Source organism: Lujinxingia vulgaris (genome assembly GCF_007997005.1).
In the GTDB taxonomy this organism is placed as follows: Bacteria; Myxococcota_A; Bradymonadia; order Bradymonadales; family Bradymonadaceae; genus Lujinxingia.
In genome coordinates, this window is the sequence record NZ_VOSL01000019.1 from 25,583 (window position 1) to 38,848 (window position 13,266).

General features: G+C 64.5%; 13 protein-coding genes. 9 read left to right on the forward strand and 4 right to left on the reverse strand.

The window, feature by feature from the left end; translation table 11 throughout:
- Positions 1 to 187: 187 nt before the first annotated feature.
- The 9 genes from FRC96_RS21775 to hutH all read left to right on the forward strand — a co-directional run bounded on the left by FRC96_RS21775 (position 188) and on the right by hutH (position 9,793).
- Entirely contained in the window at positions 188 to 544 is a 357-nt protein-coding gene (locus FRC96_RS21775) for a hypothetical protein (RefSeq protein ID WP_230469852.1), read from the forward strand.
- Positions 545 to 691: 147 nt separating this feature from the next.
- Positions 692 to 1,645 carry a calcium/sodium antiporter gene (locus FRC96_RS03950; RefSeq protein WP_146972928.1) on the forward strand — a complete coding sequence of 318 codons (954 nt, stop codon included), beginning with the start codon at positions 692 to 694 and terminating at the stop codon, positions 1,643 to 1,645.
- A gap of 72 nt (positions 1,646 to 1,717) precedes the next feature.
- Complete coding sequence (locus FRC96_RS03955) at positions 1,718 to 3,397, forward strand: NAD+ synthase (protein ID WP_146972931.1); 1,680 nt, start codon at positions 1,718 to 1,720, stop codon at positions 3,395 to 3,397.
- A gap of 156 nt (positions 3,398 to 3,553) precedes the next feature.
- Positions 3,554 to 4,321, forward strand: coding sequence for a hypothetical protein (locus FRC96_RS03960; protein ID WP_146972934.1), 768 nt, complete (start codon positions 3,554 to 3,556; stop codon positions 4,319 to 4,321).
- Between the two features lie 219 nt (positions 4,322 to 4,540).
- Positions 4,541 to 5,935, forward strand: a complete 1,395-nt coding sequence (locus FRC96_RS03965) for a tetratricopeptide repeat protein (protein ID WP_146972936.1) — start codon at positions 4,541 to 4,543, stop codon at positions 5,933 to 5,935.
- Between the two features lie 167 nt (positions 5,936 to 6,102).
- Positions 6,103 to 7,482 (forward strand): dipeptidase, encoded by a 1,380-nt coding sequence (locus tag FRC96_RS03970; RefSeq protein ID WP_230469853.1) that lies wholly within the window; start codon positions 6,103 to 6,105, stop codon positions 7,480 to 7,482.
- Positions 7,483 to 7,537: 55 nt separating this feature from the next.
- A complete protein-coding gene (locus FRC96_RS03975; protein ID WP_146972939.1) occupies positions 7,538 to 7,840 on the forward strand; it encodes a hypothetical protein in 303 nt (100 codons plus the stop codon).
- Positions 7,840 to 8,211, forward strand: coding sequence for a DUF423 domain-containing protein (locus FRC96_RS03980; protein ID WP_146972941.1), 372 nt, complete (start codon positions 7,840 to 7,842; stop codon positions 8,209 to 8,211). Before FRC96_RS03975 ends, FRC96_RS03980 begins: the two co-directional genes overlap by 1 nt.
- 19 nt (positions 8,212 to 8,230) lie before the next feature.
- Positions 8,231 to 9,793, forward strand: coding sequence for a histidine ammonia-lyase (gene hutH / locus FRC96_RS03985; RefSeq protein WP_146973066.1), 1,563 nt, complete (start codon positions 8,231 to 8,233; stop codon positions 9,791 to 9,793).
- Positions 9,794 to 10,339: 546 nt separating this feature from the next.
- On the opposite strand, the gene FRC96_RS03990 is transcribed toward hutH, so the two are convergent.
- The 4 genes from FRC96_RS03990 to FRC96_RS04000 all read right to left on the reverse strand — a co-directional run bounded on the left by FRC96_RS03990 (position 10,340) and on the right by FRC96_RS04000 (position 13,242).
- A complete protein-coding gene (locus FRC96_RS03990) occupies positions 10,340 to 10,639 on the reverse strand; it encodes a DUF2795 domain-containing protein (RefSeq protein WP_230469855.1) in 300 nt (99 codons plus the stop codon).
- Between the two features lie 61 nt (positions 10,640 to 10,700).
- Positions 10,701 to 10,994, reverse strand: a complete 294-nt coding sequence (locus tag FRC96_RS21780) for a DUF2795 domain-containing protein (protein WP_230469856.1) — start codon at positions 10,992 to 10,994, stop codon at positions 10,701 to 10,703.
- Between the two features lie 190 nt (positions 10,995 to 11,184).
- A complete protein-coding gene (locus tag FRC96_RS21785; RefSeq protein ID WP_230469857.1) occupies positions 11,185 to 11,895 on the reverse strand; it encodes a hypothetical protein in 711 nt (236 codons plus the stop codon).
- A gap of 150 nt (positions 11,896 to 12,045) precedes the next feature.
- Positions 12,046 to 13,242, reverse strand: a complete 1,197-nt coding sequence (locus tag FRC96_RS04000; protein ID WP_146972949.1) for an ArsA family ATPase — start codon at positions 13,240 to 13,242, stop codon at positions 12,046 to 12,048.
- Between the last annotated feature and the right edge of the window lie 24 nt (positions 13,243 to 13,266).

The window sequence follows — 13,266 nt, forward strand, 5'->3', positions numbered from 1 at the left end:
CTCCCGACCATGAACCTGCCGGGGCAGCGACGTCGGGAGCCAAAAGCGCCCTGGATTGTTGAAGCCAATACACACGTTATCCTTCGGGCGGTCCTCGCCAGGCACCTTTGCCTCTGCGGCGACTCGCCACATCTTTAACGTGCAGCCCGCGCTTTTAAGTGCAGCTTCGAGCAGCCCCGAGCCTTCTATGAGCGAATTTTTGAAAACAGCCGCCGAGATTGCCGGTGAGACCGGCAAAAACCTCTGGAAAGAGATCGGCGAAGACGCCCTCAAGAAGGCCGTCTCCACCTTTGTTGGCGAGGGTGTGAAGGCGATGGTGGACCTCTGGAAGACGCGGCGCGTGAAAGAGCTGGAGCGGGAGTTTAAAGCGCGGGCGAAGGAAGATGAGGCGGCGGCCTCGCCAGCGGTCGAATCGCCCAAAGCGTCGGAGCCGACGCCCGAGCCCGCACCTGAGCCAGAGCCCGCACCTGAGCCAGAGCCCGCACCTGAGCCAGAGCCCGCACCTCCCGCCGACCCGGACCTCCCTCAGGATGACCCTCGCTGAGCTGGCGGGTGGCTACGCCTTGCAACCCCCGACAATTAAAGTAGGTTGACCGGTCTTAACCCGCGCTCCGGCCGCATCATTTGCGCCGGTAGATGCGGTGTTTACCCTGCTCACCCCGGACCCTCTTGTTGTTGGGAGTTAGACCTTATGGATCCGATCTTACTTGCCCTTGGCATGGTCATCGCCGGCCTGGTGCTCCTGTACTTCGGCGCCGAAGCGCTCGTCGGGGGCGCGAGCTCGCTGGCGCTGCGTCTGGGCATCACCCCGCTGATCGTCGGTCTGACGGTGGTGTCCTTTGGCACCAGCGCCCCGGAGCTGCTGGTGGGCCTTATCGGCAGCGATGACGTCAACCTGGGGAACGTCGTCGGCTCCAACATCGCCAACATCATGCTGATCCTGGGGGCGGCGGCCACGATCAGCCCGCTGAAGATCGAGAGCCGGGTGGTCACCCACGAGCTCCCGATCATGCTGGCGGCCACCGGCCTCTTTATCGGGCTCTCGCTCGACGGCGCGCTGACGCGCATCGATGGCATCATCCTGCTTCTGGCCATGGTCGGCTACATCGCCTACATGTTCGCCGGTGCTCGCCGCGATATGAAGCGCATGGAGGCGATCGTCGGCGATGAACTGAGCGACGTGGATCCCAACCAGCGCAAACCCATCGTCGATGTGCTGCTGATGGTCGGCGGCATCGTGGGTCTGGCGCTCGGGGCGAGTTGGATGGTCAATGGGTCGACGACGATCGCGTCGTCGATGGGGGTCTCGGAGCTTGTTATCGCGCTGTCGATCGTGGCGATCGGCACAAGCCTCCCGGAGCTGGCCACCTCGGTGGTCGCGGCCTTCCGCGGGGAGGCAGACATCTCGGTGGGCAACGTGGTGGGCTCCAACGTCTTTAACCTGCTCTTTGTGATGGGCGTGGTCGCCTGCTTTGGTACGATTGTGGTGGGCGAAGATGCCCTGCGCATCGACCTCTGGGTGATGGCCGCCATCAGCGTGTTGCTCTGGCCGCTTCTGCGCACGGGGCATAGTCTCAAGCGCTGGGAAGGCATCCTGATGGTCGTCGGTTACGTGGCGTATCTGGTATCCATGTTCATGCGCTGACCCCCTTTTGGGGCCGCGTCACCTGCGGGCGCGGCTTGCTCTCGTTCCTCCCTCTCCCCCCCTCCACATTCTATGATCCAGACCCCCTCTTCGCTGCGAATCGCGCTGGCTCAGATCAACTTCAAGGTCGGGGATCTCGACCGAAACGTCGCGCGCATTCGTGACGAGGTGGAGCGCGCGCGCGCCGCCGGTGCCGAGCTGCTGGTGACCTCGGAGCTGGCGCTCACGGGCTATCCGCCCCGCGATCTCTTGCATCGTGACGAGCTCATCGACGCCCAGCTCAAGACCCTGGAGGCGCTGGCCACGCTGACCGACGACGACTTTGGCATGATCGTCGGTTATGCCGATCGTAACCCTCGCCAGGGGGGACGCCGCCTGGTCAACGCGGCGGCCTTCTGTGTGGGGGGGCGCGTCAAAGAGCGCATCTTTAAACAGCTCTTGCCCGAGTACGACGTCTTTGATGAGGCGCGTTATTTTGAGCCCGGCGGCGAGTCGCCGATCTTGAGTTTTAAGGGTGTGCGCCTGGGGGTGAGCATTTGTGAAGATGCCTGGGCCCCGGTCGAGCACTGGGAGCAGCCGCGCTATAAGGGCGATCCGGTGGCGGCGCTGGTGGCCAACGGGGCGCAGGTCTTGATCAACATCTCGGCCAGCCCTTTTGCCCGGGGCAAACGCGCGATGCGCGAGGCGATGCTCTGCGAGCACGCCGCGCGTCATAAACGGCCGCTGATCTTTGTGAACCAGGTCGGCGCCACCGATGAGCTGATCTTCGAGGGGGCGTCGGTGGCCATCGACGCCGAGGGACGCATCGCCCATCGCCTCTCGGATTTCAGCTCCGCCTGCGAGATCGTGGAGGTCAACACCTCCGGGGAGGTCGTGGGGCCGCAGGAGGGCTCGGGCTCGGTGCGCGATGCGATTGGCGAGCTGCGCGCGGCGCTGGTGCTGGGCACCCGCGATTACGTGCGAAAGTCGGGCTTTCAGCAGGTGCTCCTGGGGCTCTCCGGTGGCATCGACTCGGCGGTGACCGCCGTGATCGCCGCCGACGCCCTGGGGCCGGAGAACGTGCACGCCGTGGCGATGCCTTCGCGCTACTCCTCGCGCCATAGCCGCGATGACGCGCGCACCCTGGCCAACAACCTGGGCATTGAGTTCGATGAGATCGGCATCGAGCAGCCTTATACGAGCTTTCTCGATGTGCTCACCCCGCATTTTAAGGGCAAAGATTTTGATGTGACCGAGGAGAACCTTCAGGCGCGCATCCGCGGGGTGTACCTGATGGGGCTGAGCAACAAATTTGGAAAGCTCGTGCTCTCGTGTGGCAACAAAAGCGAGCTGGCGGTGGGCTATTCGACCCTTTATGGCGATATGTGCGGGGCGCTGGCAGTGATCGGCGATGTGCCCAAGATGCAGGTCTACGCCCTGGCCGAGGAGTACAACCGCCTGGCGGGCTATGAGGTGGTGCCGCGCAGCATCATCGAGAAGGCGCCCTCGGCGGAGCTTCGTCCCGACCAGCGCGATGAGGACAGCCTGCCGCCCTACCCGGTGCTCGACGCCATCGTGGATCGTTATGTCGAAGATCGGCAGGGCATCGCCCAGATCATCGAGGCGGGCTTTGAGCGCCGCGATGTGGAGCGGGTGGTGGGCCTGATTCAGCGCAACGAATACAAACGCTGGCAGGCTCCGCCGGTGCTTAAAGTGACGGCGAAGGCCTTTGGGTCGGGCTGGCGCTATCCGCTGGCGGCCAGCCACGGTTGATCGGCAACTGACTCGATCTTCGGGGGGAGCCGGGCAGCGTGGAACAGGTCTTTACGTGGCCTGCGGGGTGCAGCGGGCCCGATGTTGTTTAAGTTCGCCGGGGAGTTGCGACGTCGTACGTGCGTTTTCACGTGAAACACCACCTGTGGAGCGTTTATGGAGAGCTGGCGGCGGTATTTGAGACATCTGGCACCGCGCCCCGATGCGCAGCAGCCTTTTTACCCGGAGCGCGTGGAGCCGGTGGGGCCGGCGCTCTTGCCGACGATGGATCTGTTGAGCGCGGCTTATGTGGGGGGCCGTCTGATCGAAGCGCTGGCGCTGCGCGGCGGCACCAGGGTGCGGGCCGGGGCCGCCGGCGCCCTCTTGAAACGCTTAAGCCGCGCGTTACCCGAGGAGGTTGTTAACCACTGCGAAGCCGAGGCCGAGCGCGCGCTCTCCTGGCTTCATGAAGCCGAGACCCTCCCCGAGCCCCCCTCCCCGCAGCACCCGGAGCTCGATCTGATGCTCTCCAGCGACGTCAAAAGCCGCCTTGAGGTGGCGCAGCGCGCGCTGGAGGAGGGCCAGGGCCTGGAGCTGGAGCGCTACGACGCCGAGCAGCACCTCTGGTTTCGCCACCGCGCCACCCCCCTGGAGCTTATCGACGCCGGCGCCGGCGATCTGCAGAGCGCGCTTCGCCTGCGCGATGAGCGCGGCGATACGCTGGAGGTTCCCCTCAAGGCCATCCGCTGGCTGATGCCCGTGGCGCTGTCCTCCAAAACGAAGGATGCGGCCACTAAGGGAGCCACCTCCTCGGAGGCGCCGCCGCAGGGCGGGGAGCTCTTGAGTTTTCCCTTCGGCCGCAGCAAAGACCGCCCCACCCTCCTCGACGATCTGGAGTCGGAGGCCGAGAGCGACGCTCCGAACTCCCCCGACGAGCCCGGTTAGGGCGCGACGTTCGCGTGGTATGAGGCCGCAAGACGCTGGTTTTCTAGATGGAAAAAAGGGGGGGGAGCGGGCGGATCTCGGCGTAATACAATCCCCCTTCATTGCGATCGCCCGAACACCTGTGGGACTATGCGAGCCGGTCGGCGCGGTTGAGATACGTAGCCCGGCGGCTGACCTTGAACCTCAGCGTTTCTTTTTTTGAACGACCGGAGAGACCCCGTGCGTCAACGCCCTGCCCTACTTCTTTCTCGTTCGCCAGCTCGCCATGTGCTTGCGTCCGGTCTGCGCCGCGCCGCGCTGCTCCTTCTTGTGGCCGGCGGCGTGGCGATGAGCTCGGCCTGCACCACCGGGGCAACCCGCACAGATGAGGCCGGCATCGAGACGCCGACGAGCACCTTTGACGCCGATCCCACCCTGATCCGCGTGCGCGACGGGGAGCTCATCGATACCGAGTCGCTCGACTCGAAAGAGGTCTTTGAGAACGCGTATCTCGACTTTCAGGCCCGGCGCTACGAAGACGCCCTGCAGAACTACCAGATCATCATCGACTACTTTGAGGACAGCCGCTTTATTCTGCCCTCCCTCTACAACGCCGGGCTGGCCCTGGAGCACCTGGAGCAGTGGGAGGACGCCGCCCTGCTCTACCGCCGCATCCTCGATGATTTTCCGGAGAGCGAAGAGTCGATCAACGCGAGCTTTCGCCTGGGGAAATCGCTGCATGAGGCCGGCCGCTATGAGGAGGTCGTCGAGATCATGCTCAGCCTGGGGCTGCGCGATTTGAGTCATTTCGACACGGTGGAGGCCCACGTGCGCCGCGGCAACGCGCTGCTGGAGCTTGAGCAGTGGTCCGAGGCCGAAGACGCCTTCCAGGCCGCCGTGGACTTAAACCGCCGCGCCCCGGGCGATGAGAAGCTTTTGGAGAACAGCCACTTCATCGTGCAGGCCTACTTCGGACTCGGAACGAGTTTCCACGGGCGGATGGATGAGGTGAAACTGGTGCTTCCTACCGAGCGCATGACCGAAGATCTCAACACCAAGGCCGATCTTCACCAGAGCGCCCAGGCCAACTACCTGCGCGCTTTGCGCCAGCATCACCCCTACTGGTCGGTGGCCGCGGGCTACAAGATCGGCCGTCTCTACCAGGATTTTTATTTGGATATCTTCTCAGCCGAGATCCCCGAGGGGCTCAACGAGGAGCAGATCACGATCTACTTTGAGGAGCTGCGCGAGACGATCCGCGTGGTGATGGAGCGCGCGCTCAGCGTGTACGAGCGCAACTTAGGGCTGGCGCGGCGCATCGTGCAGTCGCCGGATGCGGCGGCCTGGATCGACGCCACCGCTCTGCATCTCGAGCGGATGCGCGCCCTTCTCGACGATCCGATGGTGCATCGCCGCGCCGAGCAGATCGTGCTGGCCGGCGGCTCGCTGGAAGAGGAGCTTTTCAACGTGCCGGCCTTTGCCCGCGAGCATGTGCGCCAGGCCCTGGCCAGAGCGCGCGATGCCGCCCGTGAGGCCTCCCCTCCCGCAGTCGCCCTCCAAGAGGCTGACCGCCACGAGGCTGACCCCTCGGTGCACGCCCGGCCCTTGCTCCCCCGGACCGCGCTGCGGTACTAAGATTCCGACATCGAGGCCCCGAAGCCCTCTGGCTTCGGGGCCTGCGACCCAACCCCTCGAGGGCGAAAGCGCATCGTAGAAACACCACGATGTGGGTCCTGGCGCGCACGATACGCACACTCGCCAGGGACCGCCCTCTCCCCCCTGATTGAAAAAATGGAGGCGTTTTGAGTACTGACGTGGTGGATGCCTTTTTCGAAAAAAATCAGCAGCGTTTTCTCGATGAGCTCTTTGAGTTCTTGCGCATCCCCAGCGTCTCCACCGACCCGGAGAACGCCGGCGATGTGCGCCGCTGCGCGGAGTGGTTGATCGACCACCTCAAGGGGATTGGCCTGAAGACGGTGGAGCTGCACGAAACCCCGGGTCACCCCATCGTCTACGCCGAGCATCTGACGCAGGACGATGCGCCGACGATCCTGATTTACGGCCACTACGACGTGCAGCCCCCCGATCCGCTGGATCTGTGGACGACGCCGCCCTTTGAGCCGCAGGTGCGCGAGGGCAAGATCTTTGCCCGCGGGGCCACCGACGATAAGGGCCAGCTCTTCTGCCACGTCAAAGGCCTGGAGGCCTGGCTGGCCACCGAGGGCGACCTGCCGGTGAACATCAAACTCTTGATCGAGGGCGAAGAAGAGGTCGGGAGCGTGAACCTCGACCACTGGATCGAGGCCCACCAGGAGCGCCTTTCGTGTGACGCGGTGGTGATCAGCGACTCCTCGATGTTTGGTCCCGGGCAGCCTTCGATCACCTACGGGCTGCGCGGGCTGGCGTACCTGGAGATGACGGTGGAGGGCCCCGATCACGACCTGCACTCCGGGCTCTTTGGCGGGGCGATCCCCAACCCGATCAACGAGCTGGCGCGCATCATCGCCAAACTTCATGACGCCCAGGGTCGCGTGGCCATCCCGGGCTTTTATGACGATGTGATTGAACTGACCGAGGAGGAGCGCGCCGACTTTGCCGCCCTCCCCTTCGATGAGTCCGGGTTTTTGAAAGAGTCCGGGGCGGCGGGCCTCAAGGGTGAGGCCGGCTTCACCACGCTGGAGCGCATCTGGGCGCGGCCCACGCTGGATTGCAACGGCATCTGGGGCGGCTTTACGGGCGTGGGCGCCAAGACGGTGCTGCCCTCCAAAGCCCACGCCAAGTTCAGCTGCCGCCTGGTGCCCGGTCAGGATCCCGACCGCATCGCCCAGCTCGCTGAAGACTTTGTGCGGGAGCTTGTGGATCCGGCGCTGCGCGTGAGCGTGCGCCCGCACCACGGCGGAAAGCCCGTGCTCACCGAGCGCGACGCCCCCACGGTACAGGCCGCCCTGCGCGCGCTGAGCCGGGTCTGGGGCACCGACGCGGTGTTTACCCGTGGCGGAGGTTCGATTCCGGTGGTCGCGACCTTCTCTGAGATCCTCGGCGTGCCTACCGTGCTGATGGGCCTGGGATTGTCGGACGACCGCCTGCACAGCCCCGATGAGAAATTCAACGTGGAGAACTTCTATGCCGGCGTGCGCGCCAGCGCCTACCTTTTGCACGAAGCGGGGCAGCCGGCCGAATGAATCGGAACCCGCGATGAGATCGAGCTCGCCCAGCGTATCAAAGCGCCGGCCCGGTTTGGCCCTCGCGCTCGTTGTCCTGGCGTGTGTGGGGCTCGGAGCGCCGGGGTGCGAGCCGGCTCCCGAGGTCGATGCGGATGTGGCCCGGCGTCACGCCGAACTCCGCGCTCGCCAGTGGGCGGATACGGTCAAGCGCGCGGCCGATGAACGCATCTTCTTGCACCCGAACTCCGAGCGTCAGCGCGCCGCCCGGAAGGCTCAGCTGATGCTCGACGAGCTGATTGAGCGCGCACCCAAAACGCGTCAGGAGCGCCCTGCTCAACACCCTCAGGGTGAGCCCCAACGCGAGAAGGAGGAGTGATGAAAACCTTTGCGATCCTGGGCAGCCTCTTTGGCATGCTCGCTGTGGTCACCGGCGCCTTTGGTGCGCACGCGTTGGCCGATAAGGTCGACGCCCGCATGCTGGAGATCTGGCAGACGGCGGCCCATTACCAGATCGTGCACGCCCTGGCGCTCTTTGCGGCGGCCTGGCTCGTGAGCCAGACCCAGTCCACCGCGGCGATCACCGCCGGGTGGTGTTTTACGGCCGGGATCCTGGTGTTCAGCGGCTCGTTGTACCTGATGGTGTTTACCGGCGCGCGCTGGCTGGGGGCGATCACGCCCATCGGCGGCACCGCGATGATTGTTGGATGGTTCTGCTGCATGCTCGCAGCTCTTAAACTGGGGAGTTGATCCCGTGGTTGATGTCGTGATGTTGGGTCAGCGTCTGCTGAACCTCGAAGATATTGAAGATGTCGTCTACCACCGAAAACCGGTGGAGCTTGCCCCCGATGCGATCACCCGCATCGATGAGGCCGCCGCCTACGTGCGCCAGATGGCCGAGAGCGGCCAGGCCGTCTACGGGGTGACCACCGGCTTTGGTGCCAACCGCGACCGGGTGATCCGCCCGCAGGACGCCGAGCGCCTGCAGGAGAACCTGATCATGAGTCACGCCTGCGGCGTGGGCCCCGCGCTCGATGTGGACGTGGTGCGCGCGATGATGCTCTTGCGCATCAACGCCCTGGCGCAGGGAAACTCCGGGATCCGCACCTCCACGCTGAACCTGCTCATCGAGATGCTCAACCGCGGCGTGCACCCCATCGTCCCGGAGCTCGGGAGCGTGGGCGCAAGCGGTGACCTCTGCCCCCTGGCCCATATGTGCCTGCCGATCATCGGGCTCGGTGAGGTGCAGGTCGAAGGGGTGACCTACACCGCCGAAGAGGGCATGAGCCGCGCGGGTCTGGAGCCGGTGCGTTTGACCTACAAAGAAGGCCTGGCGCTCCTCAACGGCACCCAGGCGATGACGGCGCTGGGCGTGGTCGTCGCCCTCTCCCTTCGCCCGCTGCTCGACTGCGCCGACGCCATCGGCGCGATGAGCCTGGAGGCCGTCGGCGGGCGGATGGAGGCGCTCGACCCGCGCATTCACGCCATCCGCCGTCGCCCCGGCCAGATGCTCAGCGCGGGCCATGTGCGCTACATGGTCGAGGGCAGCGAGCTTGCCGGCGCCTCCCCGGGCACCGTCGAGGGCAAGGTCGAGTACGTGCAGGACTCCTATTGTCTGCGCTGCATGCCCCAGGTGCACGGGGCCTGCCGCGACGTGCTCCACCACGTGATCAACGTGCTGATGACCGAGGCCAACGCCGTCACCGACAACCCGCTCGTCTTTGTGCCCGACGCCTTCCAGGACGGCGCGATCCTCTCCGGCGGCAACTTCCACGGCCAGCCCGTGGCCATGGCGCTCGATTACCTCAAGCTCGCCATCGCCGAGATCGGCTCCATCTCGGAGCGCCGCAGCGCCAAGCTCACCGACAAGTACTTCTCCGAAGGTCTGCCGGCCTTTCTGGTCAACGAGCCCGGGCTGAACTCGGGCATGATGATCCCCCAGTACGTCGCCGCCGCGCTTGTGTCGGAGAACAAGAGCCAGAGCCACCCGGCCAGCGTCGACTCCATTCCCACCAGCGCCAACATGGAAGACCACGTGTCGATGGGCATGCACGCCGGTCTGCACGCCTACCGCATCATGACCAACGTCGAGCGCATTCTGGCCATCGAATACCTGATCGCCGGCCAGGCCCTCGACCTGCGCGAGGGCTACCAGCTCGGAACACGCACCGCCAAAGCGCTCGAGAGCCTGCGCCAAAAGGTCAGCTTCATGAGCGAAGACCGCGTGCTCTACACCGACATCAACCACGCCACCGAGCTCATCCGCCGCGGTATTCCGGCCGATTGTCTGGCCGACTACGAGACGGATCATGAGGCGATCCTCGCAGAGTAACCGGGCCTGGCGAGTGGGGTGACGACGAAGGGCGATGCACGACCGAGGGTCGTGCGTCGTCCTTTTTTTGCGCTGAGTTTCTGCGCCTGAGTGGCCGATTTACCTGAGTACAACGAGAGCTAAGGGGTCTGAGTGGCCGATTTACCCGGGTAAAACGAGAGCTAAGGGGCCTGAGTTGTCGATTTACTTGAGTAAAACGAGAGCTAAGGGGCCTGAGTTGCCGATTTACCTGAGTAAAAGGGGAGCTAAGGGGTCTGAGTGGCCGATTTACCTGAGTAAAAGGGGAGGTAAGGGGTCTGAGTCGCCAATTTACCTGAGTAAAACGAGAGCTAAGGGGTCTGAGTAGGCGTTCTGTTGTGAACAGAACCCGGGCTAAGGGGTCTGAGTAGCGCTTCTGTTGGGAACAGAACGAGAGGTAAGGGGTCTGAGTAGGCGTTCTGTTGTGGACAGAACCCGCACTAAGTCACCTCAGTGGCGGACCTCACCTCCCCGACCCACTCGCCGACCCCCCCCCCCCCCACCATGCACCCGCCTAATTAATTGAAATCATTGAAAAAATTCGTCGGGGAGGAGGCCGCGGCCGAGGGAGCTGTGGTGGCGGGGGTCTTCGTCGGGTGGCGAGGGGGTGTCTTCGGGATCGATGACGAAGGCGACGAGATCGTCGTAGGTCTGAAAAACGCGCTCGGGTAAAAGGCCCAGCGTGTCGAGCACGCGGTGGGGGGCACCGGCCTTACGCGCCTTATCCAACAGCTCGCCGGTGTGGGCTGGGTACTCCACGTCGGCGATGTATTCGGTGACCTCGTTGAGGAGTTTGTTGGTGGCGCGGTCGTTTTTCAGGCGTTCCATCGCGGGGCTCCTGACCGGGTTTGGGAGAGGGGGTGGGGCAGCGACCATGGCGCGGGATGTCTCAGTGGGCGGCCTTGTTGGGGAGGCTGCTGCTGCCTTTGAAGATGGAGGTCGAGCTATGCGGCTCGTTCTGGGGGTCGAATTTGTAGCCCAGGAGCGCTTTTCGCAGCTCGTTCTGGTCCTGGTAGGTGTGTTCGGGGATGTCGCCCAGGGCCTTCATGGTGCGCTCGGAAGCGCCGGCGTTGCGGAACTGGCTTAAGAGATCTTCGGTGTAGATGGGGAAGGTCACCTCGGCGATAAGCGCGTCGATCTCGTCGGGGGAGAGGCGAGTGGGCTTGCGGTCGGAGAAGTGCATGGGGGACTCCGGAGGGCGGTGGAAAAGGGTCAGCGTCTGCCAGAAACGTGCGCACGACCGGCCGGAGACGAAGCGGAAGGGATGGCGATGTCCGACCCAGGGTTGCGGATGGGGCGCATAAAAAAAGGGCGATGTCCGTCTCTCGGTCGGACATCGCCCCGGGGTGGCGCGGTGATGAGGTAGGTGCGGGTTAGCCGCCGACGGCCTGCTGGCAGATGATGGATTGGCCACAGGTCTCGCGCTCGTAGCAGGTGGCGTCGGCGGAGCAGGAATCGACCACGGCGTCGCCTTCGTCGCAGGCCGGCGATGGCGTCGGCAGTTCACCACAGGCTTCCGCATCTTCACAGTTGATGGTCTGGCCACAGGCCTCGCGCACGTAGCATGGGGCGCCTTCGGGGCAGGCGTCGACCAGGGCGTCGCCCTCGTTGCACACCGGAACTTCGTTGCAACTCCCGGCTTCCTGACACACGAACGTGACATCGCAGGCGATGCGCTCGTAGCAGGTAGCGTCCTCGGGGCAGGAGTCGACCTGAATGTCGTCTTCGGCGCAGCCCGGCTCGTCATCGCAGACATGTGGATCCTCACAGAGAATCGTCGCGCCGCATTCGGTCACCTCATAGCACTCCCCGCCGGGGATGCACGATTCCACCTCTTCGTGACCGGGCTCGCACTGCGGGATGGCCGCACAGTCGGTGGGTATGTCCTGGCAGAAGATGGTGGAGCCGCAGAGGGTGTTTTCGTGGCAGCTCTCGTCGCCTTCCTCGCAGCTCTCGACCTCGGTCTGGTCGGCGTTGCAGGCGGGGTAGGCGTCGCACTGGCCTATGGCGTCGTCGCCGCAGGCGCTCAAGGTGAGGCTTAAGAGGAGGGCGGCGCTTAAGCGGCGCAGAGTTTTGACGATCATCACTAAGCTCGGGGGCAGGGAGCGCATCAAGGCGCCGAATTCACATCCAGAGAATGCCCCGAGCTGTAGCGAAGACGTGAGTCCCGAATCAAGCACCATGCCCTGGAGTCAGCCCCACCGGCGTTGCGGGATTCGGCCCTGATGACACATTTAAAAATCCGCAAAAAGGGCGGTGCGGGCTTTGTTGAGGCCGGCCAGAGAGTGAATGTCCCGGTTGAAGTAGGGAACTTGCAGGATCGGCATCGTTTTGGGGAGCCGATCGCCCATCAGCGCGATGCTGGTGGCGTCCTGGGTGGCGCGGAGCTCAAACTGGGAGGCGTTCTCCAACAAAAGCTCGGCCAGGGCGGTGGGTTCGAGGGCCTCGTCGAGCGCGGGCAGCGGGGGCGCTTCGAGGGCTGTGCCCAGCTCCTCGGGCGGCAGCGCCAGGGCCTCCTCGCTGACCCAGCGGGGGTGCACGCGGTTGACGATGAAGGCGTCGACGTGCAGGGCGTCGCGGTCGAGTTTTTCGTAAAAGTAGAGCGCTTCTTCGACGGTGAGGCTGTCGGGGGCGGTGACGACCACAAAACCCGTGGCCGAGCTTTTGAGCAGATCGATGACGCCGCGGGCGCGCTCTTCAAAGCCCTCAAAGAGCGAGGAGAAGGTTTTGAGAAACACGCCGAGCTCGCTTAAGAGCTCTCCGCCGGTGAATTTGCCCAGGGTGCGCATCACGTAGTTCGTGCCGAGGGAGACGATGCCCATACCGGAGCGCCCGGAGAGCACGCCGGGTTTGTAGAGCCACTGCAGGGCGCGGGAGCTCACGGCGTCGACCAGGCGCTCGGGGGCTTCCAGAAAGTCCAGCGCGTGGGTGGTGGGCGGGGTATCGAGCACGATCAGGTCAAACTCGCCAGACTCGACGAGCTCATGGAGGCGCTCCGAGGCGGCGTACTCCTGGGTGCCGGCCAGGCTGGTGGAGAAGTAGTGGTAAAAGCGGTTGTCGAGGATGGCGTCGCGGGTTTTGGGGTCGGGGGCGTGGCGCTGCACGAGGCGATCGAAGGAGTCCTTCATGTCGAGCATCATCGCCCAGAGCTCACCCTTTGGCTCAAGACCGAGCTCTTTAAAACGCTCCAGGGGGATCTGCTGCATCTCGCTGCCCAGGGCCTCGATCCCTAAGGAGTTGGCGAGGCGGCGAGCGGGGTCGATGGTCATGACGAGGACGCGGCGGCCGCTGATGGCGGCGTTGAGCCCGATGACGGCGCTGGAGGTGGTCTTGCCCACGCCGCCGGAGCCCACGCAGATCACGACCTGTCGCTCGGAGATCACGCGCTCAAAGTGTCGGGAGGCCGGGGCCTCATCGTCGGTGCGGGCCATGGGAGGGATCCTTCAAAAAGGTCG

What these genes read in the sequence shown, in the direction of transcription:
- hutH (WP_146973066.1), top strand. Translation starts at nt 8,231, where the DNA reads ATGTTGGGTCAGCGTCTGCTGAACCTCGAAGATATTGAAGATGTCGTC.
- FRC96_RS04000 (WP_146972949.1), bottom strand. Translation starts at nt 13,242, where the DNA reads ATGGCCCGCACCGACGATGAGGCCCCGGCCTCCCGACACTTTGAGCGC.
- FRC96_RS21780 (WP_230469856.1), bottom strand. Translation starts at nt 10,994, where the DNA reads ATGCACTTCTCCGACCGCAAGCCCACTCGCCTCTCCCCCGACGAGATC.
- FRC96_RS03950 (WP_146972928.1), top strand. Translation starts at nt 692, where the DNA reads ATGGATCCGATCTTACTTGCCCTTGGCATGGTCATCGCCGGCCTGGTG.
- FRC96_RS03980 (WP_146972941.1), top strand. Translation starts at nt 7,840, where the DNA reads ATGAAAACCTTTGCGATCCTGGGCAGCCTCTTTGGCATGCTCGCTGTG.
- FRC96_RS03955 (WP_146972931.1), top strand. Translation starts at nt 1,718, where the DNA reads ATGATCCAGACCCCCTCTTCGCTGCGAATCGCGCTGGCTCAGATCAAC.
- FRC96_RS03990 (WP_230469855.1), bottom strand. Translation starts at nt 10,639, where the DNA reads ATGGAACGCCTGAAAAACGACCGCGCCACCAACAAACTCCTCAACGAG.
- FRC96_RS21785 (WP_230469857.1), bottom strand. Translation starts at nt 11,895, where the DNA reads ATGATCGTCAAAACTCTGCGCCGCTTAAGCGCCGCCCTCCTCTTAAGC.
- FRC96_RS03960 (WP_146972934.1), top strand. Translation starts at nt 3,554, where the DNA reads ATGGAGAGCTGGCGGCGGTATTTGAGACATCTGGCACCGCGCCCCGAT.
- FRC96_RS21775 (WP_230469852.1), top strand. Translation starts at nt 188, where the DNA reads ATGAGCGAATTTTTGAAAACAGCCGCCGAGATTGCCGGTGAGACCGGC.